Source organism: Bacillus sp. AFS018417 (assembly GCF_002560985.1).
GTDB lineage: Bacteria > Bacillota > Bacilli > Bacillales > Bacillaceae_G > Bacillus_A > Bacillus_A rhizoplanae.
The window spans coordinates 1-25,536 of sequence record NZ_NTTM01000072.1; the positions used below are offsets into that span (position 1 = coordinate 1).

At 35.7% G+C, this 25,536-nt stretch carries 18 protein-coding genes, 1 pseudogene and 2 other annotated features; of the genes and pseudogenes, 4 read left to right on the forward strand and 15 right to left on the reverse strand.

Going from position 1 to position 25,536, the window contains the following annotated elements:
* Positions 1 to 139: 139 nt before the first annotated feature.
* The 4 genes from CN326_RS21815 to CN326_RS21830 all read right to left on the reverse strand — a co-directional run bounded on the left by CN326_RS21815 (position 140) and on the right by CN326_RS21830 (position 3,810).
* Entirely contained in the window at positions 140 to 769 is a 630-nt protein-coding gene (locus CN326_RS21815; RefSeq protein ID WP_098311071.1) for an HAD-IIIA family hydrolase, read from the reverse strand.
* A gap of 134 nt (positions 770 to 903) precedes the next feature.
* A complete protein-coding gene (locus CN326_RS21820; RefSeq protein WP_098311072.1) occupies positions 904 to 1,479 on the reverse strand; it encodes a YpjP family protein in 576 nt (191 codons plus the stop codon).
* A 365-nt stretch (positions 1,480 to 1,844) separates the two neighbouring features.
* Entirely contained in the window at positions 1,845 to 3,107 is a 1,263-nt protein-coding gene (locus tag CN326_RS21825) for an ABC transporter permease (protein WP_098311073.1), read from the reverse strand.
* Positions 3,100 to 3,810 (reverse strand): ABC transporter ATP-binding protein, encoded by a 711-nt coding sequence (locus tag CN326_RS21830; protein WP_098311074.1) that lies wholly within the window; start codon positions 3,808 to 3,810, stop codon positions 3,100 to 3,102. Before CN326_RS21830 ends, CN326_RS21825 begins: the two co-directional genes overlap by 8 nt.
* A 367-nt stretch (positions 3,811 to 4,177) precedes the next feature.
* On the opposite strand from CN326_RS21830, the gene CN326_RS21835 reads away from it, so the two are divergent.
* The gene (locus tag CN326_RS21835; protein ID WP_098311075.1) at positions 4,178 to 4,723 is read left to right on the forward strand and encodes an HAD-IIIA family hydrolase; all 546 of its coding nucleotides are present in this window, start codon (positions 4,178 to 4,180) and stop codon (positions 4,721 to 4,723) included.
* A gap of 178 nt (positions 4,724 to 4,901) precedes the next feature.
* Here CN326_RS21835 and CN326_RS21840 read toward each other — a convergent pair whose 3' ends face one another.
* The 5 genes from CN326_RS21840 to CN326_RS21860 form a co-directional block, all read right to left on the reverse strand.
* Positions 4,902 to 5,342, reverse strand: a complete 441-nt coding sequence (locus tag CN326_RS21840) for a GNAT family N-acetyltransferase (RefSeq protein ID WP_098311076.1) — start codon at positions 5,340 to 5,342, stop codon at positions 4,902 to 4,904.
* Positions 5,339 to 5,812, reverse strand: coding sequence for a tRNA (N6-threonylcarbamoyladenosine(37)-N6)-methyltransferase TrmO (tsaA, locus tag CN326_RS21845; RefSeq protein ID WP_098311077.1), 474 nt, complete (start codon positions 5,810 to 5,812; stop codon positions 5,339 to 5,341). Before tsaA ends, CN326_RS21840 begins: the two co-directional genes overlap by 4 nt.
* 138 nt (positions 5,813 to 5,950) lie before the next feature.
* On the reverse strand, positions 5,951 to 7,390 hold the full coding sequence (locus CN326_RS21850) for a GntP family permease (RefSeq protein ID WP_098311078.1): 1,440 nt from the start codon (positions 7,388 to 7,390) through the stop codon (positions 5,951 to 5,953).
* Between the two features lie 222 nt (positions 7,391 to 7,612).
* A complete protein-coding gene (locus CN326_RS21855; RefSeq protein ID WP_098311079.1) occupies positions 7,613 to 8,809 on the reverse strand; it encodes an iron-containing alcohol dehydrogenase in 1,197 nt (398 codons plus the stop codon).
* 200 nt (positions 8,810 to 9,009) lie between these two features.
* Positions 9,010 to 9,666 (reverse strand): HAD family hydrolase, encoded by a 657-nt coding sequence (locus tag CN326_RS21860; protein ID WP_098311080.1) that lies wholly within the window; start codon positions 9,664 to 9,666, stop codon positions 9,010 to 9,012.
* 221 nt (positions 9,667 to 9,887) lie between these two features.
* On the opposite strand from CN326_RS21860, the gene CN326_RS21865 reads away from it, so the two are divergent.
* The gene (locus CN326_RS21865; RefSeq protein ID WP_098311081.1) at positions 9,888 to 10,685 is read left to right on the forward strand and encodes a lipid II flippase Amj family protein; all 798 of its coding nucleotides are present in this window, start codon (positions 9,888 to 9,890) and stop codon (positions 10,683 to 10,685) included.
* Between the two features lie 488 nt (positions 10,686 to 11,173).
* On the opposite strand, the gene CN326_RS21870 is transcribed toward CN326_RS21865, so the two are convergent.
* The 4 genes from CN326_RS21870 to ileS all read right to left on the reverse strand — a co-directional run bounded on the left by CN326_RS21870 (position 11,174) and on the right by ileS (position 21,624).
* Positions 11,174 to 11,737, reverse strand: coding sequence for a hypothetical protein (locus CN326_RS21870; RefSeq protein WP_098311082.1), 564 nt, complete (start codon positions 11,735 to 11,737; stop codon positions 11,174 to 11,176).
* Between the two features lie 599 nt (positions 11,738 to 12,336).
* Positions 12,337 to 13,629, reverse strand: a complete 1,293-nt coding sequence (gene aspS, locus CN326_RS21875) for an aspartate--tRNA(Asn) ligase (RefSeq protein ID WP_098311083.1) — start codon at positions 13,627 to 13,629, stop codon at positions 12,337 to 12,339.
* 110 nt (positions 13,630 to 13,739) lie between these two features.
* Positions 13,740 to 13,952 (reverse strand) — a binding site (T-box leader).
* 145 nt (positions 13,953 to 14,097) lie between these two features.
* On the reverse strand, positions 14,098 to 18,306 hold the full coding sequence (locus tag CN326_RS21880; RefSeq protein ID WP_098311084.1) for a tetratricopeptide repeat protein: 4,209 nt from the start codon (positions 18,304 to 18,306) through the stop codon (positions 14,098 to 14,100).
* A 213-nt stretch (positions 18,307 to 18,519) separates the two neighbouring features.
* Positions 18,520 to 21,624 carry an isoleucine--tRNA ligase gene (gene ileS, locus CN326_RS21885; protein ID WP_098311085.1) on the reverse strand — a complete coding sequence of 1,035 codons (3,105 nt, stop codon included), beginning with the start codon at positions 21,622 to 21,624 and terminating at the stop codon, positions 18,520 to 18,522.
* Between the two features lie 54 nt (positions 21,625 to 21,678).
* Positions 21,679 to 21,921 (reverse strand) — a binding site (T-box leader).
* Between the two features lie 264 nt (positions 21,922 to 22,185).
* Here ileS and CN326_RS21890 point away from each other — a divergent pair.
* A complete protein-coding gene (locus CN326_RS21890; RefSeq protein ID WP_098311086.1) occupies positions 22,186 to 22,419 on the forward strand; it encodes a hypothetical protein in 234 nt (77 codons plus the stop codon).
* Positions 22,420 to 22,461: 42 nt separating this feature from the next.
* On the opposite strand, the gene CN326_RS21895 is transcribed toward CN326_RS21890, so the two are convergent.
* Positions 22,462 to 23,319 carry a nucleoside-diphosphate kinase gene (locus CN326_RS21895; protein ID WP_176524745.1) on the reverse strand — a complete coding sequence of 286 codons (858 nt, stop codon included), beginning with the start codon at positions 23,317 to 23,319 and terminating at the stop codon, positions 22,462 to 22,464.
* Between the two features lie 494 nt (positions 23,320 to 23,813).
* Positions 23,814 to 24,203 (reverse strand): annotated as a pseudogene (locus CN326_RS21905) (amidohydrolase family protein); the annotation flags it as partial.
* Between the two features lie 505 nt (positions 24,204 to 24,708).
* On the opposite strand from CN326_RS21905, the gene CN326_RS21910 reads away from it, so the two are divergent.
* Positions 24,709 to 25,398: a YjjG family noncanonical pyrimidine nucleotidase gene (locus CN326_RS21910; protein ID WP_098311088.1), complete on the forward strand. Its 690-nt coding sequence runs from the start codon at positions 24,709 to 24,711 to the stop codon at positions 25,396 to 25,398.
* The last annotated feature ends 138 nt before the right edge of the window (positions 25,399 to 25,536 follow it).

Genomic DNA, 25,536 nt, shown 5'->3' on the forward strand with positions numbered 1-25,536 from the left:
TCGAAAGGTATGATAGAAAACAGTCCCCGATAAAACTTCATAGATTCCTCTAAGTTTGCTACCCAAAACTCAATATGATGAATACCAGGTTCAAACGTTTTCTCCGGCATATTCCCCTTGCTCCATTTCCCACTTCATACTATTTTGAATTCACAACACTTACAATTTCTTTTGGCACATTCACAATGTAATTCGGAGATTCATCCTGTACCGTTTCTATCACATCATAGCCCCAGCTTACCCAAATTACTTTTACGCCAATTTTTTTGCAAGATACAATATCACGCAGCTCATCTCCAACATAAATCACATCGGAATTTTGTAGTTTATTTGCTTTTAAAAATTTCTTTATCACTTTATCTTTTCCAAAAATGTTATTAGAACAAAAAACATCATGAATAAAATCAATTTCATTATGACGTAAAAATTCCCGAATATGCTCCTCAGCGTTCGAGGATACAATGACAATTTCATAGCCGCTCTCTTTCAACGTCTGCAAAACATCTCTTATTCCATCGAACAAAGTAAGATTTGAGATCGATGGTTGATATAATTTATAAAACTCTAATGCTATCATAGGGATTTTATACAGAGGCACGTGAAGCAATTTACATCTCTCAGGAATTGATAACTTCCGCAATGCTTCAACATCCTCTTCTCTTACCTGCTTAAAACGGTGTTTCTCTGCTATTTCATTGAAAATAGGAATAAAGATATCTTTAGAATCTACTAACGTACCATCAAAATCAAAAATAACATATTTATTCATTACGAATGCTCCTTATTATCATTTCTTTTATATTCTTTATACTTATGAGTTCTCTTTCAAATTAATATAACCTTTTATTTACTTTCTCTTTATCTACAAAAAAAGAACAAGTATATATCCTTGTTCTTTTTTTCCTATGAAAGCCATTGCGGCGGTGTATTCGTATTCCAATAAATATCACCAAGCTCATGGTGCGCTATAAAATCATCTTCATAACGATGGTAATGAAAATTAAAATAATAGCCGTCTTGCGGCGGATGATCTCGTCTTACGTGAAACCGCAGTAAGTCATCTCCTGTTTTTATATCATAAACATGAAAAATCTTTTCATGTTGCCCACCAGCTGGCTTTTGTGAAATTGCTAAAGACTGTAATGAATCTTTTGGTGTATCATTTGCAAGTTCTGCAATTACATCTTCTATTTTCGGCAATACAATACCTTTAAACTCATCTTCAATTACTGGCCCAATTTTCGATCCAAATTTCTCCATTGATTGCCGCTCTGCTTCGTCCATCGCATAAGAGAGAAATGCTTCTGAGCTTATCTCATTTTGTTTTTCATCGAATGTATACGGCGTTCGCTCTAGATTTTGCTGTTTTGTAGGCTTGTCCGTTTTTGCATTATCAAGCAGTGCAGAAGGAGGTGTTACTAATCCAAATGTAAATACAGTAATTAACGTGACGAGTGTCTTTTTCATCCAATTTGGCATTTTGTATCCCTCCCTTTCTTTGCTTATGTTTTTGTAACTGTTTCTTCCATTATACAAAATGATGCCAATTTTTGCACTTTACAAATTTATTAACGTTAACATTATTTATAATGATTTGAATATGGAATAGTAAGATTTCATATAATAAGTATTATTCTTTGATTTTACTAGGAGGTTTTCCTTTTGAATCTTGATTTTCTCTTTTCAGGTGTAAGCATTTTTGTTCTCATCTATTTTATGTATGTGTCCATTACAGATTAACTAAAAGACCTATACTTCTCTTTTTTGTTAAATGTAAAGTTCAACCAACCCTAATCATCAGCAGGGTTTTTTCTTCATTCTCCACTAATGGAACTTACATACCTTTATACTCCGCTTATCTTCTTGGCTTTTTCAGTATCTTGATGCGCGAGTTTTACTGCCCGTTTACGCGGAATAAATAACATCCACACCGTTATTATGATCGCAACTCCTGCACAAATTCCAGCAACCATGACGTAAAATTGCGCTAGTGTTGCAATTCCATACACAAATAAAGCTGGCAAACATAAATATCCCTTCGCTTTTTGTGAAAGCCATAGTTTTTTCCCTTCTGAACAATATAACTGTAAAAATAATTTTCCAGAGAACACTTTCCATATATCACTTGAATATCGAAATATTGCAAATAACGCAAACAAAATAACGATTGCAGCAATCCACCACGGCGCAATCCAAATCGCACTTCCACTAATAAGAATGATACGAATGTACAAACCACCAGCATCGCCCGAACGAAAATATTCCTTTAAAAAAGCTTCAATAATTCTAGAATCATTGCTATTTCCTATTAATATACGTTTAGAGCGCGGAAATAACCACGGCTTCGCTGCATTTGTAGTTTTTTGTACTTGACCTCCCAGTGTCATAATTTGCTTTGTCCATCTCATTTCTTCTCCTTTTTCTTTTTCAATTTCTTTAAAGAAGAAGCGATGGTAGTGCAGTTTTTCCTTTACTAAGAAAAAACTTATGATAAAGAGAAGCAAAAAGAAAAAAAACGTATAAAAAGACTGTTGTAGTACGTATCTACACGTTATACCTATATATACAATCCCTACAAAAAAGAGAATATTTTTTATGATCATCACTTGCCACTGCTTATGGAATCGAACATCAATATAACGTTGTAGCAGGACAAGTGTGAAACGAAAACAAATCAAAAATACAAAACAGAAAAAAGCTTGTACGCCAGTTCCCTTTAAGCTTTTCAAAAAGATTGGTAGAAACAGTATGGTTATAAGTGCACTCGTGAAACAAATACGGAAAAAAGAATAGATCATACCATATTTCATCATTTGTTTTATATGATATGGAAATTGAATTAAAAACAAACTATCTGCTTGTTCTAAAAATGAGCGTACACTTCTTGAAAATGTCGCTACATAAAACACAAGAAATCCGACAGACCAATATAATACATCTTCAGGTGTCGGTCCATTCTTCCAAAGTGAAGCATAATATATCCAGCTAAATACAAGTGCTGGAACAATTAAGTATAATGCGATGGTCCAATCGACAACAGAGCGTACTGCTTTCCACTTTCGTTTTACCTCATGAAACAACCTTTTATAAAATAGTTTTCTAATCATGTTGTTCCCGCCTTACAATCACATCAAAACAATCTAACAATGTGCCTTCTGGCATGTTAGCAAGTGTTTGAATACTATGTAAATCTCCATTTGCAAATAAAGTTCCTCCTGAAATTAATAAGAAACGCTCACATATTCTTTCTGCTGTATCTAGCACATGCGTGCACAGTAAAATGCCTGCACCGCGTTCTTTTTCTTTATATAAAAAATTGAGAAAATCACGAGTCGCTGTCGGATCCAATCCAATAAACGGTTCATCAATAATATAAAAATCCGGCTCTGTTAAAAAAGCTAAAATGAGCATGGACTTTTGTTTCATTCCTTTTGAAAACTTTGATAGATATTCATGCTTATGCTTGTCCATCCGAAACATACGCAACAACTCTTCCGCTTGTGTTTCCCAGCTCCCTGATTCAACATCCCTAGCAGCCATTAAAAGTTCAATATGTTCCCATAATGTTAAGTAATCATAATACGTCGGATGTTCAGGTACATATGCATATGGATTCTTTTTATCTCCAAACGAAACTTCTCCATCCATATGCGCCAATAATCCAAGAATCGATTTTATTGTTGTACTCTTTCCTGCTCCGTTTGCACCAATTAAAGCAACTAGTTCACCTTGTTCAATTGAAAAGGAAATATTATGAATCGTTTGCTCTCCAACTTCGTATCCAGCCGATTTTATGTTAACTTGCAGCACATATACCCCTCTCTCTACAAAAAATTACAATAAATACCTATGAAAATAATAACATATTTTTCTATAAAAATACTTTTCAATCTAAAACACAGCAAAGATGCAATTCATCCCGCATTAACGGGCAGTAAGCCCCCATCTCAAGATGCAGAGAAAAGCGAAGAAGATAGGTCGGGAATAACTGGCCGTAAAAGCCCGATTGGTGAGAGCTTTCCGTCAGTGGGGAATGAAGCACCCCACTGATGGAAGTTTCACTTTATATGCAGGAAAACAATGTTGATAGTAGAATACCTTATAGTTTGAGTTAAAAATAATGTTTTGTTATTCAACCTAAAACATTTCTAACAACCGACGAGAAAGGATATATAATATGGAAAATAAACGAAACATCGAAGCTATTTTCATCGACCGTGACGGTACAATCGGCGGCGATACGACAATTCATTATCCTGGAGAATTCCAATTATTTTCATTTACTAAGATGACTCTAAATAAACTAAAAGAACAAAATATACAATTATTTTCTTTTACAAACCAACCTGGTATAGCTGATGGCAAAGCAACAAAGAAAGACTTTATTGAGGAATTAACAGCATTCGGTTTTGACGACATATATCTTTGTCCACACCGGCACAGTGATGGCTGTATATGCCGTAAACCTGGAACCGGAATGCTTCTTCAAGCGGCGAAAAAACATCATCTTGACTTAACAAAATGTGTTATAATCGGCGATCGCTGGAGTGATATCGTTGCAGGTATAAAAGTCGGCGCAACAACAATTTTAGTACAAACAGGTGCTGGATACGATGCTCTGCATACATATCGTCATAAATGGACGAACATGGAAGCTAATTATATTGCAGAAAATTTAGAGGACGCTGTTTCTTGGCTCTTTACACACCCTATATCAAAATAAAAACAGCAATGCCATTTAAAACGGCATTGCTGTTTAATTACTCCACTCGTCCTTGCATACCTCAACGATGAAAATACTAAAGCTATGTCTCTATGAAAAACTTGTCCCTACACATTCATATGTTATGAGACTAAATCGTCATATGCTTGGTTATGTATCACTAGTCATATATGGATTTTTATAAATTTAATTCATAATGAAAATAATGACTATCTCTTATATAACCATTCTCTACATATAAACGCTGTGCTGTTACATTATCGACTTCAGTTTGGAGTTTTAGCCCTTTTGCACCTGTCTCCAAACCAAATTGTTTCGCCGCTTTTAGCAGTTCTTTCCCTATTCCAGTTCCTCTCACATCTTTTTGCACAAATAAATCATTTAAAATCCACAACTCTTTCATAGAAATAGAAGAAAAAGAAGGATATAGCTGCGTAAACCCAACACACTTCCCATCTTCTACTGCTACAAAAATAATTGATTCTTTTCGCTCTAAACGTTCACGTAAAAATTGTTCTGCTTCTTCTATATTAGAATCTTGTCTATAAAACATACGATACTCATTAAATAATGGTGCTACTCCTTGTAAGTCTGCCATAGATGCTTGATATATTTTCACTTCTCTTCGCTTCCTTTCCAATAGTTCTTCATTAAATCCGTTGCCCAGTTTGGTTGTTTAATTTCTTCCCTTGGCAAAAACTCTTTCATAACTGGCTTCATATCTAAAATAGGGGTACCATCAATCGCATCTAACCCTTGTACAACTAATCGTTTTCCTTCTCTTCGTACTACTTTTACAATCGTAGCACCTAATTTATTCGGACGATTTTTCCCCCGCTGTGCAAAAATACCGATTTTCGGATACTGTTCATTATTACGAGGATGTCTTGCCGTATACTGAATGTTAGCATCAGTCACTCTATCAAAATAAAAAATAACTTCAATATGTGAAAATTGTTCAATTCCTTGTAAACTTTCTTCTGTATACGGCTCTATCAATTCAATAATAGATTCTATTTCGCCCCACAAATCATCTTCTATATTGATTCGTTCATTATGTACAAAAGCGATCGGTTGTAACGAAAACATCGTATCCCCCCCTTTTTGTAACCACTTACATTATAATATATTTTCTGAATACTTTCCATGAATAATACTTTTATTTACATAATAATATTATGTAAATAAAAGAAGAGAAAGCACTTAACTCTCTCTTCTTTCTGAATATTATACAAGACCTGTTAAACTATACGTGCCAATTACAACAAATACCGCAACAGTTTTAATAATTGTAAGTGCAAAAATATCACGATACGATTGTTTATGCGTTAATCCCGTTACTGCAAGTAATGTAATAACAGCTCCATTATGCGGTAATGTATCCATTCCTCCTGATGCCATCGCAATAATGCGATGCATAACTTCTAATGGAATATCAAATTGCTCTGCAGCTGCAATATATTTATCAGACATTGCACTTAATGCAATTCCCATTCCCCCAGAAGCCGATCCTGTTATACCCGCAAGCACATTTGTCGTAACCGCTCCATTAACAAGCGGATTCGTAAAAGTTGTTGAAATACTATCACGAATTACCCCAAATCCTGGGAGCGCTGCAATCACGCCACCAAATCCGTACTCTGCACCTGTATTCATTGCCGCTAGTAATGCTCCGCCAATACTTGCATTTAACCCAGTTTGAAAATCTACAAATACACGCTTCCAATTTAAAAGAATTGTTGTTACAATGCCAATTACAAGTGCTAATTCTACTGACCACACCCCAAGTACTCCAGACAGTTCTACTTTCCCAAAACTTTTTAAACCAATAGATGCAAAATCAAAACCATTTGGATACCATTTTGGAATAGCAATTGTAAAAAATTTGTTCATCACACCTACTAAAATAAGCGGAACGAAGGCAAGTACTTGACGAAGTGGTGTAATATCAACCGTTTGGATTGACGGTCTTACGTTTTGTTCCGCTTCGATGGATGCTGCCATTTCAGCATTTCCATCTTTAAATCCATAATACCCTTCGCCTTGCGCTTCTGCTTTACGACGGCGTCTTTCCAAATACACCATACCGACTATGAAAACAAAAATAGCTCCTGTAATTCCTAAGAAAGGACCGGCATAAATATCTGTCTTGAAAAAGGTTGTCGGAATAACATTTTGAATTTGCGGTGTTCCTGGAAGTGCATCCATTGTAAAGGTAAGAACCCCAAGCGCAATTGTACCAGGAATCAAACGTTTAGGAATATTTGCCTCACGAAACAAATTATCTGCAAACGGAAATATAGCAAATGCCACAACAAATACACTGACACCACTATATGTTAAAATAGCTCCCATTAATACAATTGCAAGTATAGTCCGTTTCACACCAACAATTTGGATAATTGTCTTTGCGATAGATTCTGCGATTCCTGACATTTCAACTACTTTTCCGAAAATCGCTCCTAGTAAAAATACAGGGAAATATAATTTAATAAAGCCAACCATTTTCTCCATAAAAATATTTGAGAAAAAAGGTAATACATAAGTCGGCTCTGTTAACAAAACTGCAAACAGAGCACAAATCGGAGCAAATAAAATGACAGAAAATCCGCGATATGCTACAAACATTAGCATACTAAGTGCTAATAAAATAATTACTAATTCCATACGTTCCTCCTTTGTAATTTCCAAGGAAATTTTTATAGAATTTTCAGTTTATTTAACATAAATTGATTTTATCCCGCATTAACGGACAGTAAGACCCCCACCTCAAGATTCAAAGAAAAGCGAAGAAGATAGGTGGGGGATAACTGTCCGTAAAAGCCCGATTAGTTCAACTAACCATCAGTGAGGGATAAAGCCCCCATTGATGGAAGTTTCACTTTATTCTTACACAATTTCTTCGCGATCTACAAAGTTATAATCGTAGCAAATTCGATATAATTCAATCACTTCTTCATACGAAGGAATACGAGGATTGTTACTTGGACTCCCACTTGCAAGCGCATCCTTCGCCATCTTTGCTATAACCAGTTCAAATTCATCCTTATGTATTCCATACTCGTTCATATTTGGAATACGTAAATCTGTACAAAGATGCTTTATTTCATTGACAGTAATATTTGCAAACTCTTCATTTGATAACGCTTTCAAATCAGGTCTGATCTTACGCCCAATATCAGAAAGACGTTTCACTGTATAATCTTTCGTAAACTCTAATACTGCTGGAAGGAGCATCGCATTTGATAGACCATGAGGAACATGAAACATTGCCCCGATAGGACGGGACATTCCATGAACTAGTGTTACAGACGCATTTGTAAAAGCAATTCCCGCTTCCATTGAGGCAAGCATCATCTGCTCTCTAGCTTCTACATTTTGGCCATCTTCATAAGCAATACGGAGATATTTCATAATCTTTTCAATTGCTGAAAGTGCAAATATATCAGTAAGAGGTTGTGACAATCGAGAAATATATGCCTCTATCGCATGACATAACGCATCTATTCCTGTTGCAGCTGTTACATGAGATGGAGTAGACATCGTTAATAATGGGTCCACAATAGCTACTTGAGGTATAAAACTTGGGTGCTTAATCATCATTTTTACATCTGTGCTTGTATTTGTAATAACAGTTGCACTCGTAACTTCAGATCCTGTTCCAGCAGTCGTTGGAATAACAATAAGAGATAGAGGTACCTTTGTTATCGGATATTGATTACCAGCGTATTCCCCAATGTTCCCTCCGTTTGTTGCGATAACAGCAACGGTCTTTGCAACATCAATACAACTTCCTCCGCCAAGTCCTATAACAAGATCGCATTCATTCTTTTTACAAACAGATAATGCTTTTACTACATGCTCATCTGTCGGCTCAGTATTCACATCAATAAAAGTCACAACTTCTATTTTTTGTGATGCTAACATTTTCTTACACCTTTCTACATAACCAAGCTCATTCATAATAGAATCGCTTATTATTAATGCTTTCTTACCATACTGAATAGCTCTTTCTCCTAGTTTTTCTAATGCATTTGTTCCATATAAGACTGTCTCAGGCACTCGAAATTCTGAAACTCCTTGCAAATATACCCCCTCCTTCTTTTTTCATCCCTAAACTAGCTATGCTAGAAAAAACAATTTACATAACAAACTACCTTTACAATTCCACTTCGCAACTAAAATCCCTCTTTTAAATCCCAAATATAGTCATTTTTTTACAACATCTCTATACAAAAAAAGACAAGGTGACGACCTTGTCTTTCCAAACAAATCTAATCAATCTATTACTGTTCTAACACATAATGAAACCTCTCTATATGTTCTACATCTTCAATAATATGAGTAGCTCCCGCTGCCACTAATTCTTCTTTACTACCATATCCATACATTACTCCGATAGAATCAATTCCAACTTGCTGCGCTCCAATTATATCGTGCTCTCGATCGCCTACCATAACCACATGTTCTTTCTTTAAATCATGATATGTATGTAAAATATGCTGAATAATGTCCGTTTTTGCAATACGCGTACCATCTAAATTACTACCGACAATCTCTTCAAAATAATGTGCAAGTTGAAAGTGCTCTAAAATTTGTTTTGCAAATATAGTTGGCTTAGACGTTGCCACAAATAAACGCTTCCTTGCATTCTTTAAATCTTTTAAAACACTAGGAATATGCTCATATATTTGATTCTCAAACATTCCTTTATCTTGAAAATATTCACGATAATACGTTACTGCTTCTGCTACTTGTTTTTCATTCATTCTATATATGCTAGCAAACGAATGTTGAATTGGCGGGCCGATAAAAGATAGTAATTTTTTATCATCTTGCTCATCTGTCCCCATTTTTCTTAACGCATATGTGACCGAGTTTACAATACCTTCTTTTGGATCTGTTAATGTGCCATCTAAGTCGAATAAAAAAGTTGTATACATTTATTCCCCTCCGCTCGGTTACTGTAATATATTTTCATCCCCATCCCCTTACCATCCTAGCCACAATCTTTACTATTTTACAAAACAATTATTCAAATGTAAATATTCTGTTAACAAACTACCTACAAGCCGCCACCTAACAAAAAATCAAGATGTACAAAACCCTTCTCATCATGTATGATTAGATTTATTTTCCAATTTGTAATAGATGGTGAATACATATGACAACAAAATTAATTTTTATAGTAGTTTTTACAGTTATCATTCATGCAGTAGAAACAAGTTCTTATAGTATCCGCCTTGCAGGCATTCGCTTAAAAAAGATTGCTGTTTCCTTATCTGTAGTTGGAATCGTGTTACTTGTTGCGAGAACATCTAACTTACTGCAAGCTTTTTTGCTTGGCGGTATCGTCGATCAAGCAAAGCAAGACGCTTCTATCAATTTAGAAGGAACTATTCGTCTTATTTTATTAGCCGCTTCCATCGGTACATTACTAGCCATCTTTTTGTATCCGACTCTGACAAAACTATTTAGCTATGTGATTAAAAACTTTGAAACAGACGGTTCTTTCATTCGCATGATGAAAACAAATAACATTCAAAAACTAAAATACACAAAAAAATATGTCCGTTTTCCAAAATTGGAAATGATTCATCGGATGCGAGTTGGCGGTATCCCAAAGCGAATTATGCTCATTAATATGTTTGCTACTGCTATTTATACAGCAGGTGTTCTTTCTGCTTTATACGCCTCTTTTTTAAATCCAGCCTACGCAACGAATGCAAGTACGGCTTCTGGTCTCGTTAACGGATTTGCAACAATCTTATTAACTGTACTATTAGACCCACGAATCGCTCTATTAACCGAACGAGCTCTCCAAAAAGAGAACGGAGCAGAAACAATGGGAAAAATGTATGGATGGCTCATGATTTCCAGGTTTTTAGGAACATTACTTGCCCAAGTACTTTTTGTACCAGGTGCCCATTGGATATTGTGGATTATTTCGGTTACGAATTGAAAATAGAGTCTCATAACAAATCCCCGGTACACTATTTTACTGAAAAATATAAAAAGTGAAGTTTAGGTAGTATTCTTTTACGACGACCTATGCTGTTTAACAATTATAGAAAAAAAAGAAAGGAGTGGGGAATCCACTCCTTTTATTACGACACACTGCTACTTTTTTATTACGACAACCTATGGTTTTATCACGACTTTTATCCTTCGTAGTTCTTAAATAAATCTGATAGATATTTATTATTTTCTTCCGCGATGTATTGCTCACTTCTATCAAACGGACTACCAGCTCAGCTTTCGTTAGACGCATGTATTGACGATAAACATGTTTTAGATTTCTATCTGTTTTTAAAAGTTCAAACTCCCTAAATGAAGATATGCTTCCTCAAAGAATTCTTTTTGAGAATCTGGATTATCTTCACTTAAACGTTCAAAAAAACTTCCGTGTCAAAAAAAATCTGGATCCAAAGATCCAGATTTTTTCTTTCTTTAATCGCGTTTTTTGCATTTTTTGTTTTTTTCTGTTTGGTCGCCTTCTTCTATTTGGTCGCCTTCTTCACCTGCGTTTTTTGCCAAACTATCCGTTCCGCCTCCCACTGCATGTTGCTGTTTGGTATTAGAACTTTCGATGGCAGCGTTGGTTCCCGCTGCACTGTCATCTCCACCACCACTGGCCACTTGAGTAGCACTAGCCTGTTCCTCACTAGTTTCATTAATTTGATTATTGATGATAAGCACAAATTCTACCTCTTCATCCGAATTTTCTTTTTTCATTTTATGCGGCTCAATCTGATCCTCACTAATTCCTTTATTTATCGCTTCGCCTCCAGCGCCCACCGATTGTTGCTGTCTGGTATTCGATGAATCGATTGCTGCATTACTTCCTGCTGCACTGTTTTGTCCGGCTCCACTGGCAATTTGTGTTGTATTCGGTGCAAATGTAATCTGATTATTAATGACAATGACAATTTTTTGTTTATCAGCAAGATTTCCCAAATTAATTTCTTCTCCATCTTTTACAAATCGAAACGTGATTTTTTCATTGTTTCCCATGTTCTCACCCCCTTTGTAATATTAAATGCTAGAGAATGATAATGGATTGGACAAGCGTATTTTTTTTATAAATATGTGCAACCCTGCCCACAATAAAGGGTGTATTACCAGGTTCCGTTATTTTCCTTGTTTTTGGGTGTGAGGTGGGGGCTAATCGTGTGGGGGCTAAACCCTACGAGTGTAACGTAACTAAATATGAAGTAAGCTTATTGCTTTAGGCGATAGAATTTACCTAAATTTATAAATCGGCTAAATGTTGGCGGAACCCCCTAAATAAACAAAATACATTGACTTCCGCCTTCGAACCTTATGTTAACAGCCCCAGTCGGGGCTGTTTTTTTCCTTTCCATACGTATACATGTTTTTTTATGAGGACTTCAACAAATGTAGTAATAAAGTAGTGATAAACATAAATAATGTAGGTTTAAAAGTAGTAATAAAAATAGTAATAAAACCACAAAAAAAGGTGCATCAACCGAATCGTTGATACACCAGTAAATTGCATTGTTAAACAACATAGGTCGTCGTGTAATAACACTACCTAAACTTCAATAACTGTAAATTCAGTATTACATATTAACCGGGGATTATTTCATATATTACGGTACTAACCGCGTACAGTCTCTTGGAAATGCGCTTGCTTCACGAACATTCGATAAATTTAAAAATTTATATACAAGTCGTTCTAATCCAATCGCAAATCCACCATGCGGCGGACATCCATAGCGGAATGTATCGATATAGGATTGGAAGTTTTCTACGTTTAATCCCTTTTCTCCAAAAGAACGAACTAACATATCATAATTATGAATGCGCTGCGCACCTGATGTAATTTCTAATCCTTTATACAATAAATCAAATGAGTCTGTGACAGAAGGATTCTCTTGATTTGGCATTGTATACATCGGGCGCGTCTCTTTCGGGTAATGGGTGATAAAGACGAAATCGCTATTATATACTTCTTTTACATACTTTCCAAGCAGTTTTTCTCCTTCTGAGTCTAAATCGCCTATTGGTGATTCTTTTCGATACTCTCTTTGTAAAATGCTTCGTGCTTCCGTAATCGTTAATTTCGGAATTTCTGTAATAACTGGTATGTCAATTTGAAGCAACTGCAACTCCTTAGCACAACATTGCTGCACTTTTTCAAACATATACCGAAGTACATCTGTTTCAAGCTTCATTACTTCATAAAAGTCTTCAATAAACGCAAGTTCGACGTCTAAGGAAATGTATTCGTTTAAATGACGAGATGAATTATGATGTTCAGCACGGTACACAGGTGCCACTTCAAAAACACGTTCTAATCCACCCGCCACCATCATCTGCTTATAAAACTGCGGTGATTGTGCTAAGTATGCATCTTTTTCAAAATATTGAAACTGAAATACGTTTGCTCCGCCTTCCGCCCCTTGTGAGACAATTTTCGGTGTGAAAATTCTCGTAAAATCATTTTGAAGTAAATATTCGCTAAAAGCATGGGCAAGCATTGATTGAATTGTAAAAATCGCTTGCACTCGTTCATGTCGAAGTGACAACGTTCGAGAGTTTAACATTTGGTCTAAACCAACTTGCAGTTTCTTTTTATTCACTTCAAATGGAATTGGCTCTGTACTGTTTAGAAGCTGTACATCCTCAACTAATAATTCTACTCCAAGTTCCGTTTTATCTGTCTCAATTACTTTTCCTGTAACTTGCACAACACTTTCTACTTCTACCTTATATCCGGCCCATTCTTTTTCAAGTACACATTGCATGACGCCTGTTCGGTCACGGAGTAATAAAAAGCTTATATTTCCGAGATGGCGAATTTTCTTCACCCATCCTTTTAACACAACTGTTTCATGCGATGTACATTCGCTAATAAGCGACCGCTTCGTTTGTTGACTCATACATTCCGCCTCCTACTATTAATTGTATGATTGTATGTTTATTATTATCGTTATCATCATCATCCACGGCCGCTCACCTCCTTTCAAAGAATACAAAAATCCGCCCCTATATAAGGGACGGATTTAACCGCGGTACCACCCAAATTGTCACATTGACCACTTTTCGCCTGATAACGGTAGGTGCCGTTTACTTTTACTAGTTGTTCACGTTCAAAATAACGCTCACAGGTGTCTTTCCATCACGCTGCATCGCAATCTTCTCAGCTACCGATTGCTCTCTGTAGATCAGGTCACGATGTACTTTTCCTGCTCATCACTTTTTATATTTACGGAATATTCTATCCTTTTGAATGACGAATTGCAAGTTGTTTTTCTTTATTTTTTTAAAAGTAATTAGAAGAACTATCTCTCTTACTCCTTCTACTCATCCGATATCATCTTTTAATTTATAAACTTTCCCCACATATATCAAATATACTGCTTCACATACTTTTTAATACTTTTTAACTCTGGATCGTCCTCCATTACTTCTGCAAAATAGCCGCTTTCATCTTCTTGCAGTACACGCTCTAATTCAGCAATTGCTTCTTCATTTCGATTTAATACAACTAAATAGCATGCTTTATTATATCTTGCATTCAAATGGGACTCGTCAATCGATAATACATCATTCATGAGCCGTAACGCTTTTTCCGTATCACCGTTTAAATGATGAGAAACACCGAGCCCAATATATAGTTCATCCTCTTCTGGGTGATGCTCTAATCCTTTCTCCAATACAGCAATCGCTTCCCGGTAACGCTCTTGCTTATTGTAAAGAGCACCTAAATACATAAAACTACCACTGATCATCGGAACATCCTCTGCTAAAGCACGGAGAATTTGCTCCCCTTCTTCTTCCTTGTGTAAATCAAGTAATATCGTGCCCTGCAGCATTCGAATCGGTGCGTCCATCGGCCGTTCTTGCAAAATGCGTTCCGTTTCACACAATGCTTCTTGCAGCCATGTCTTATTTTCATTTGCATATTCTAAAAGTAGCATAACAAGTTGATGTGCAACTTCATAATTCCAATGATTTTTGAGCGACTTACGCAATACTTCTAGTGCATCATCAATGAGATTAGCATTTACATAAAAGTGGGAAAACCGCTGCACTGCTGCGTCGTTTGTCTGATCTAGGCGGATTGCAGTTTCATAAAGATCAATAATAGAAGTGATAGAAAGAACATCTTGTGCACGCTTTCGAATACGACGATACATTTTTGTAAAAAATGCTCCTGTTTGTTCCTCCTGCTCCATCTGTTTAATAAATTTTTGTTCAAGTGCAGAAGCTGCATACATAAACGCAGAGCTTTTTTCTTCATTTGATATTTTCAAATCAGCTAAACTATCACTTATACTTTTTCTTTGCGTTCGCAACCCATCTACATACGTTGCATACACTTCTTCATTGTGAACATTTTGCATAATAAGATTTTCAATAACATGTAAGCCTTCTTTTTCGTGTGCGGCAAGTAATATTTTCGCATAATGATGTAATATCTCTTCATGGTCATTTTCCTGTGCAAGCGCCTGTTCTACATAAACACGTTCTTTCTGCCCATCACCAGATGCACCGTACACATATGCAAGACTATTCAAACGCCATGATTCAGAAACAATACCTTTCTTTTTGTTTAAAGCCGCAATCAGCTCCTCATGACGCTCAACTTTTACTGATATATTTGCTAAATGTTCCATATTTACTAATAGAGGTGCATATTTACAGCCTTCAAACATATGATGCTGCTCTTTTACTATATCTTCCTCAACAAAGTAAATTTCAGCTAATTTCAAATGAGCAATAGCGAACGTAGAATCTCGTTGTACACATTTCAAATAAGTCTTCTTTGCTTCTTCCCATTCCTCTAATGCTTTATATGCTTCTCCCAGCCTAAAATGAGGGAATGTATCTTCAGTCATCTGCGCCGCTCGCTCATACAGCTGAATGGCTTTTATATAACTTCCAGCTGACTCCTGTAATATGCCTAAATAGCATATATAATCTATATTACTACTATCTTTTTCAACTAAAGTATTTAAAAACGAAATCCCTCTTTGTAAAAATGGTGTATCCTCCAGCTGCGTTACATATATTTCTAGTGCATCTCGGAAATTATTTTGTATACAAACAATTCCTTCTTCCGTTATCGTTAAAGCTGATTCTATTTCCCTTTGCTCTATATTTTGATCCATAGCCGCATTCCATAATATTTTCCCGGCATTAATAAGGAAGTCACTATCTTCAGCAAACTGTTCTTTCAAGCTAAAAATATATTGTTTTCCAGCTTCATAGCTCCCTTGTTTCATGTAGACTTCACTTATCCCCAGATGACAAGGCACATCTTGCTTGTCATATTGAAGCCCTGTTTCATACATTTTCTGTGCTTTTTCATATTGCTCTCGTTCTAAATACAAATCTCCTAATTTCGCATATAATACAGCTGACTGAACATCATTTTGCATTCCTTCAAGTAAAACCTCTTCTGCTTTTCTTTCATCGTCTAGTTCTGCTTCATAAATATCAGCTAACATGATATATGGCAACGGGAGCTGCTGATCTAATTCTTTACCGATACGAAGTCCACGGATTGCTGATCTTAACTTTCCTAATTTATAAGCACACCTAGCACGTTCGCACCATACATATCCGTCGCGTTTATATTGTTTTAGCAGCGTATTAAACACATCATATGCTTCTTCGTCCCGGTCTGCATCCATTAAAATAAGGGCATGATTAATGAAAACAAAACGATCTTCGTGGCGACTCACTGCAATGAACGAGTACTTTAAAGCCTTTTCTACATCATCTAAATACATATAGCCAATTCCCATATAACTCCAAGCTACCGGCTGGTCAGGATCTAGTTGGAGCGACGCACGAAAACTTGCAATCATATCGTGAGAACGAGATTCATCCATCGCAATGCGCCCTTGAATGAAGTGATAGAATGGATTATCGATTTTATGCTTTACCTGTTCTAATACTGTATATGCTTGTTCCAATTCTTCAATACGCACAAAGCATTGCGCGGCATGAAGTTTCACATAATCCGATTCCGGATAAGCATGTAAAGCACGTTCGATACAGCTATATACAAACTCCTTTCCATCCTGTAAATCTAAATGCTTAATCGTATATAGCCATGTGTACGGATTTTCTTTATGCTCATGTAAAAATTTTAACAAAGCTTCCACATCGTCATGTTCAGCAAATTCCATTTGATCTGTTAACGAAAAAATACGACGAAAATACAAATCATCATCTTCACATAAAGAAGAAAGGAGATCATTTTTCTCTTTTGGAACAATCGCGATGGATAAATAATTTGTATTTAAATACTGCTTCGCAAATTCTTCATATGTGACAAGAATGCGCTCTGCAAAATTTGGATCTTGAATATACAAAACTTGCAACTGATCGTTATAACCGACTAACAATTGTACATGTGAAACATGATCTATATCGACACTAAGCAAAATCGGAACATTAGCATCGATAAATTTTTTATACATGTCCACTGTACCTACAAAGAAACGACTTTTATAACCAATCGATTCTACATATTCAACTGTTTTTGACAACTTCGACCCTATTCCATCAAAAGTATGCTTAGCAATTTCATCTTGCGTTTCGTGCTTTCCAAAAAGCTTCAATATCATTTCTATACTTGCAGGCACACAATAATTATCTTTCTGCACGACAGGTGTAATCGGTAGCATCACTTCTTTTTTCTCATCAAATCGTAGTGTGTTATGATAAGGTGAATCTTTTAAACTATTCTCACTTTCTAACAATGTTTGCAGAGCAGTCCAATCACCTTTCGTATAATAGATTTCTGCCCATATTTGTGAGAAATACAATTGATAACTATGAAATGGCAACAACTTTTGAACTTCATGTAAAACTCGACTCAACTCATCATATGATTTTTTATCATATAATCTTTTCACCTTTTCTAAATAAAAGAACGGAACTTGTGGAAATTTCCTCATCGCTTCCGTAATGATTTGTAAGGATTTTTCATGTTCTCCTTTCATGGAATGCAACTCGGCAAATAAATATGTTGATGTATCTGCACATTCCTCACAATTCATTCCTTTTCGAAACACTTCTTCTGCTTTCAGCCAATCGCCTTTAAATAAATAAAAGTAGCCCCACTTATCAAAAATAGGAATCTCACTTAACTCTTCTGCTTTCTTCATATATGTATATGCTTCTTCATAACGGCGCATTTCAAGTATGCAGCGTGCCAATACAAAATATGCTTTGGCAAGATGCTCTTTTTCAACAGTTGTACCTTCTTTTTGTAATGCCTCTTTTAATAAATCCTCTGCATCTAATGATTTTCGTTCATCAATTAAATCATCACAAAACCAAGTAAGCGTACGAAAGCTATTAAAATGACGATGTGCATATCTCACAACAAATCTACTATAAGACGGCATCAAGCCTTCATCAAACAATTGAATAAGTGTATAAAAATCTTCTTCTGAAGAAATTGTGCCTAACCACTCTTTCAAGTATGAAAGGGATTTTTTCGATCTTATTTCCTCAATTTCTTTTTGAATTTCTGATATACCATTTAAAAATTCCTTCTTTTTTACATATACCCGTAATTTCTCAAAATCTCGCATTTTTTCACTCCATTCTCTCTTCACGATTTTACATACAACCTATATAAAGTACAATCTTTTTCTCATGATTGTTTTAAAAGAAAAAACAGAGCATACACTCTGTTTTTTCTTATTTTATCCCGCATTAACGGACAGTAAGACCCCCACCTCAAGATTCAGAGAAAGGCGAAGAAGATAGGCGGGGGATGAAGCCCCCTACTGATGGTTATCACTTTATATTTCGTTCGCTCTCAGATTAATCAATACCTTCTTATTTCCTACTTGAACTTGTTCTGCATTTTGTAATGATTCATTAAATAGTAATTGTTTCATGAGTAAATTTTCTTGTAGTAATGCCTTATACTTCGTTATTACATACTGTAATTCTTCGTCACCATTAACTTCAATGTCTACCCGCAAATTCACTGGTAAATTCAATTGTTTTCGATATTCCTGCACAGCACGAATAAATTCTCGTGCCATTCCCTCCTGCAGCAATTCATCCGTTACATTCGTATCCATCATGACAGTATATAATCCGTTCGTAGCATCAGCAAATCCTGCTTTCGGCACTTTTTCAACAAACACATCGTCTAATGTTACTGTGACAACTTCTCCAGACAACAATTGACATGCTCCCTTTTCATCCTTTATAAACACTTTTACTTCTTCACTAGATAAATTTTGCAGCCACTTACTTACCGTATTGATTTGCTTTCCGAATTTAGGTCCTGCTTGTTTAAAGTTTAGTTTTAACCGATATGACATATAACCCGCTTCGCTATGTTCGACTGTAACTTCTTTCACATTAAGTTCATCCATTACAATCTCTTTATAGGAATCCCAATCCATTTCTTGCTTCGTATGCTTAAATACAACGAGTTTTGCTAATGGCTGTTTTACTTTTAATGTATGTTGATTGCGAATGCTACGTCCGAGCTCCACTACTTGTAAAACAGCTGCCATCTCTTTTTCAAGCTGTGCATGAATTAACGTTTCATCAAATACTGGATAATCTGTTAAATGAGCGCTGCTCCCTTCTAAATTTAAATGAATATCCTCTGCTAAAAATGGTGTAAACGGTGCAAGCAGCTTACTAATTGTCACAAGTACTTCATGTAGCGTATCATATGCCGCTGCTTTTTCAGCACTCATACCTGATGCCCAAAAACGACTGCGGGAACGTCTTACATACCAATTGCTTACTTCTTCAACTAATAATGCTATTTCACGAGCTGCTGTTGTAAATTGATAATCTTCTAAAGCCACGCTCACTTTTTGAATCGTACTATGCAATCTTGATAATACCCATTCATCCAATTTTGTTTTCTTTGTACTATATTCCTGTTTTGGATTGTATCCATCTAAATCCGCGTACAATACATAAAAACTATATATATTTAACAACGTATCTACTAGCTTCGACTTTGCTTCTTGTACAGTTCGTTCTGAAAATCGCTTCGGATTCCACGGAGCACTATCTACAAGAAGGGCCCACCGCAACGCATCCGCTCCAAATTTCTCTACTAAATCTACTGGGTCTAACGCATTCCCTTTACTTTTTGACATCTTTTGTCCATTTTCATCTAACACATGTCCAAGTGATAACACACGCTTATATGGTGCTCTGCCAGTGTACAGTGTAGACACCGCAAGTAAGCTATAAAACCATCCGCGCGTCTGATCAATTCCTTCAGCAATAACATCCGCTGGAAATTGTTCTTCAAATAACTCCTTATTTTCAAATGGATAATGATACTGTGCAAATGGCATCGAACCGCTATCAAACCAAACATCAATAACTTCCGGCGTCCGCTTCATCGTTTCGCCGCATTTAGAACATTTTACTTTTACTTCATCCACATATGGCTTATGCAGTTCAATTTTTTCATCTACAGCGTCAGTTGCATAACGTCTTAGCCCTTCAATGCTTTTCGGTGCAAATTGATGATGACAAGCTTCGCATTCCCACACATTAAGCGGCGTTCCCCAATACCTGTTTCGGCTAATATTCCAATCAACCATATTTTCTAAAAAATTACCGAACCGGCCATGTTGAATATGCTCTGGGTGCCATGTTACTTCATTATTATTTTGTAAAAAGTTCTCTTTTAAAGTAGTCGTTCGAATGAACCAACTTTCATTTGCATAATAAAGTAGCGGTGAATCACAGCGCCAACAATGCGGATAACTATGCTCATATTTCTCTTTATGATAAAGAAGACCATGCTCAGCTAAATAGCGAACAATATCAACATCACACTCTTTTACAAATTTCCCTTGTAAAAAAGGAACGTCAGATGTGTATTCTCCTTTCTCGTTTACAACATTCACAAATGATAAACCATGTTCTTGGACAACTTTATAATCATCTTCCCCGTAAGCAGGCGCGATATGCACAATCCCTGTACCGCTATGTGCAGTGACAAAATCAGCACTCACAATACAATGACCATTTGCAACTTCCGCAAACTGAAATGGCGGCACATAAGAAAGCCCTATTAATTCACTTCCCTTGTGAACAGATAACATTTTATACTCTTGCTGCAGTACATCTTTCGCTAACTCTTTCGCAACAATATAAACATTTTCTCCCTGCTGCGCTCGGACATATTCCATCTCTGGATGAACCGCTAATGCTACATTAGCCGGAAGCGTCCACGGAGTTGTTGTCCATCCGAGAACATACTCGTTTTCTCGACCTGCAATCTGAAATTTAACTGTTGCACTTAAATCCTTCACTGTTTTATATCCTTGCGCGACTTCATGCGAGCTTAATGATGTTTGGCAGCTTGGGCAATAAGGAGAAACGCGGTGCCCTTTATATAGCAACCCTTTTTCATGAATTGTTCCAAGAATATGCCAAACGCTTTCGATATAAGAATTACCTAGCGTGATATACGGCGCATCCATGTCAACCCAATAGCCAATACTCTCTGTAAACTCACGCCACTGCTTTTCATACGTAAATACACTCTCTTTACACTTTGCAAGAAATGCTTCGACACCGTACTTTTCAATATCATGTTTACCAGAAATACCAAGCTGTTTTTCAACTCCTAATTCCACCGGTAATCCATGTGTATCCCATCCGGCTTTGCGCAGCACTTTATATCCTGTCATCGTTTTATACCTTGCGACCAAGTCCTTAATTGTCCGTCCTAGCGCATGACCGACATGCGGAAGACCATTCGCAGTTGGCGGTCCTTCATAAAAAACGAAAGATTGTGCACCTTCACGATTTCGAATCGATTGCATAAAGGTATCCTGTTCATTCCATTGCTTACGAATTCGCGCTTCTCTCCTTACAGCTAATTCTTTCACATCTACCTTCTTCATCTACAATCACTCCTTATGAAATAATTAAAAGTACACAAAAAACCCGTCCCTATCATTAGGGACGGGTTTACCCGCGCTACCACCCTACTTCTATTGATTAACCGTTCAATCAATAGCACTCAGCAACGTACAATCATACGCGTTCCTTGTAACGGTAGACAACCGTTCGAACTTACTATGTTCAGTTCGACTCCTCGGAGATGATTTTCAAATATAAACCGAACACCGGCTTTCAGCAAAGCACCGGCTCTCTGGGGAACAGCGATATATTTTACTCTTTCTCGTCATCAGATTTGTATACTTTTATTAACAGTTATTTTATTCCAACGCAACGCTAATTGTCAATTAATTTAGAAAAAACTATCTGAATTCTATTTATGCCTTTAATGTTTACCTTTACTACACTTTTTTATTCTAAACATATATCAGAATGCTTAATGAATATCAGAAGCTGGCATGGTTAAGCTATTGAAAGACCCACAGATGTTTTATCGTATGGGAAGCTATTAAGTCAATTATATCTAAAATATTAGGATTGAAAAAGAAGAGGTGGTGTTTTTTATGTCAGATTTTTCAGAATCAATCGAGTATGAAACAGGTACGTCGATTCAAACTTTCAACATTATTGAAACGAATGCTACTGCTGATGGATATGAAGTTCTATTGGATATTGATTTAGACAGTGGTTACGAATTAGAAAAAGTAAAAATGAAAATTACCTTTGAAGAATTAGCAGGATACGAAACAACTGATATTCATGAAGGAGTAAAATACGCTTTAGGATTTTTTTCATGAATGATCGCACCGACATAAAAACCTTCAGTGTACTGAAGGTTTTTATGTAAAACTTAACATTGTCGTTTTAAACAAACAGGTTTCCCATTTTGCAAGTTTTAAACCGGCCTTATCGAATGCTTGAAATAGTATATTGTAGTTTATTCTTTTAAAATTTTTGTTGTTAGTTATACACTCTAGTAATTTGTCTTTGCCAATGTACATGTAAAACATCCGATATTCCTCCTGCAAGGTATTATACAACCAAAGCTGCTTCATTGACTTGCTTACACTCATGGCCTGACGTTGTTTCTTATCAAGAAAACTTATATATCTTTTCTTTACTTTCATATGCATGGATGAAACTCGTATACATTGCCGTTTGATACGAAAGTATATATCTATAACATCAAGATTGCTCGCTTCTTTTTGCTTAAGTACGAATGAAGCATTTTCACATGCTAATTGTTCTATCTCTTCAGCTGTAAAAAACAATGATGCTTCCCGTTTCACTGCGTTTGTACAATCTGCAGAGTGAAATAGATTAAATATCCCATTCGTTGCTCCAAACGTACATCGTATCGTTCCTTTCTTTGCTTTTTCAGGCTTGAAGTTTCCCTTCCACTTTTTTTCAATCAGCTCGGAAACCGATTTGTACGGTGGTTGTGGTGTACCTTGAACCAACACACATAAACTTTCTCCTAAATTCAAGAATTCAGATTCTAATTCCCACCACCACTCAGAATACTCCTTATTTTCATCCCAATATAAACGCCGGCATAAATTCGGTGTAATCGTCACATATTTGCAGGCAAGAATTTGAAATCCTCTTCGCCTAAGAAACGACAGAATTTCTCGTTCTAAATTTAAGTATACTGCGTCTGGTTTGCATATTACGAACCCTAATTTGTCCCAATTCAATATCTATATCCCCCTTCCACCCTATGTAATAATATATGGGAGAAAAGGAAAGTTGCTCATGCAAACATAATAATGATTATGTTCATACATCCAATTCGAACTTTCAACATTATTGAAACGAATGTAAATGCTGATGCATATAATTTTTTTTGAATATTGATTTAGACAGCTATTACGAACCAGAAAATGTAAAAATACAAATTACCTTTGAGGAATTAGTAGGATACGAAACAACTGATATTGAAAAAGGGATAAAATATGCTTTAGAGTTCTTTAATAAGTAATTGTATAATGTTTTAAAAAAGTACCACCTGTTAAAGGTGATACTCATTCTTTCATGATAAAGTGAAACTTCCATCAGTAGGGAGTTTCTTCATCCTCCACTGATGGAAATCCTGCCCAGTCAGGCGCATGCCAACAGTTATCCCCCATCTATACTCTAAACCTTGAGATGTGGGCCCTACTGCTCCAAAATAGCGAGATAAAGTTATGCACTATCCAATTAAGGAAGTTGAATGCTGAAATACAATTTCACCGTCCAACATTGTCAGTTCAACCTGTATATCCTTAATCTGTTCGTGAGGAACGTTTAGAATCGGTTTATCCAAAACAACCAAGTCTGCAAGTTTTCCTACTTCGATGCTGCCTTTCACCGCTTCCTCAAAACTTGCGTACGCACCATTCCAAGTAAAGAGTTTAATTGCTTCCAAAATGCTAACACGCTGATTGGCTCCGACCTCTTGTCCGGATGAACTCAAGCGGTTAACAGCGACATGAATACCAAGAAGTGGATTTGGCATGATAACCGGGCTATCGGAAGCAGCTGCAGCAATGATACCAGCATCAATATAATCGCGGAGGGGATACATATGATTTACTCGCTCACAGATTTCCAATTCGAGGTATTTCCATAATATGTAGCCACTTTACTGTTCGACAAAGGCCGGCTTTCCCTGCTATCACTTTTGCATCTTGAAAATGTCTATGCTTTAAGATTTCCTGTACTGATAAATTAACCCCAGTATTCATTTTATCGTACACCTCTTTAGAGTTTAGAAACTTTAATTCTAATAATATTTTATTTGAAAATTTTAAATTATACAAAATATAAAAAAAACTAAATACAGGTAATTTTCCCGTGCTCAAGTTTTCTCATAAACCCTGTTTAGTATGACATATGTCGTATACAACACTTTATAAATACTGTAATTTATAAAGTGTTGTATAGCATAATAAGTATTTTATATAAAACTAGATTGGTATTTTACTTGTTATGACATTTTGTAACAAAATGCTATAGGACATCATATAAGTACGTTGACAAGACTTTTTTATAAAAAAAGTTTGTATGTGATAACTAGAAAAACTAACTATATTTGGAGGATTAGTATGAAGTACGAGATTATAATATTTGATGCAGATGAGACTTTATTTGATTTTAATAAATCCGAAAAAGATTCTCTTAAAAATACTATGCTTGCATTTAATATAGAATATGATGAAAATCATCATTTGAAAGTATACAAGGATATAAATACAGCTATATGGAAAGAGCTTGAGGATGGACTTATTACTCAGAAAAAATTAAATGTTGAAAGATTTAAACGGTTATCAAATAAATTAAATGCTGGATTTGATGAAGTTGAATTTGCACAATTATATATGAAACATTTATCTTATGCATCTTTTTTATACGATGAGAGTATAGACCTTGTAGAAAGTCTGTATAAAGATTATAGACTTACTATAATTACTAATGGTCTTAAAGATGTTCAAGATAATAGAATAAAAAAATCTATTATAGCAAAATACTTTGAAGATATCGTAGTCTCTGAGGATGTTGAGGTATCAAAACCAGACCCTAAAATATTTGAGCACGCTTTAAACAATATACAGCATACTGACAAGAGCAAGGTATTGATGGTAGGAGATAGCTTAACTTCTGATATACAAGGCGGGATCAATTTTGGTATAGATACGTGCTGGTTTAATCCTAATAAAATTGTAAATACATTAGGATTGAAACCTACTTATGAAATTTCAAATTTGATGGAGCTTAAAAATATACTAAAAAAATAGATTTATTAAGATAGTGGTTGTCTCAAAATGATTGAAAATTCGTTTTGAGTACAGCCTCTTTTATTTTATAAAAGTAATCTAGGTTTACTAATTAGCTGAAATGTTATAAATAAAAAAGAAAAAGAAATTGATAAACAC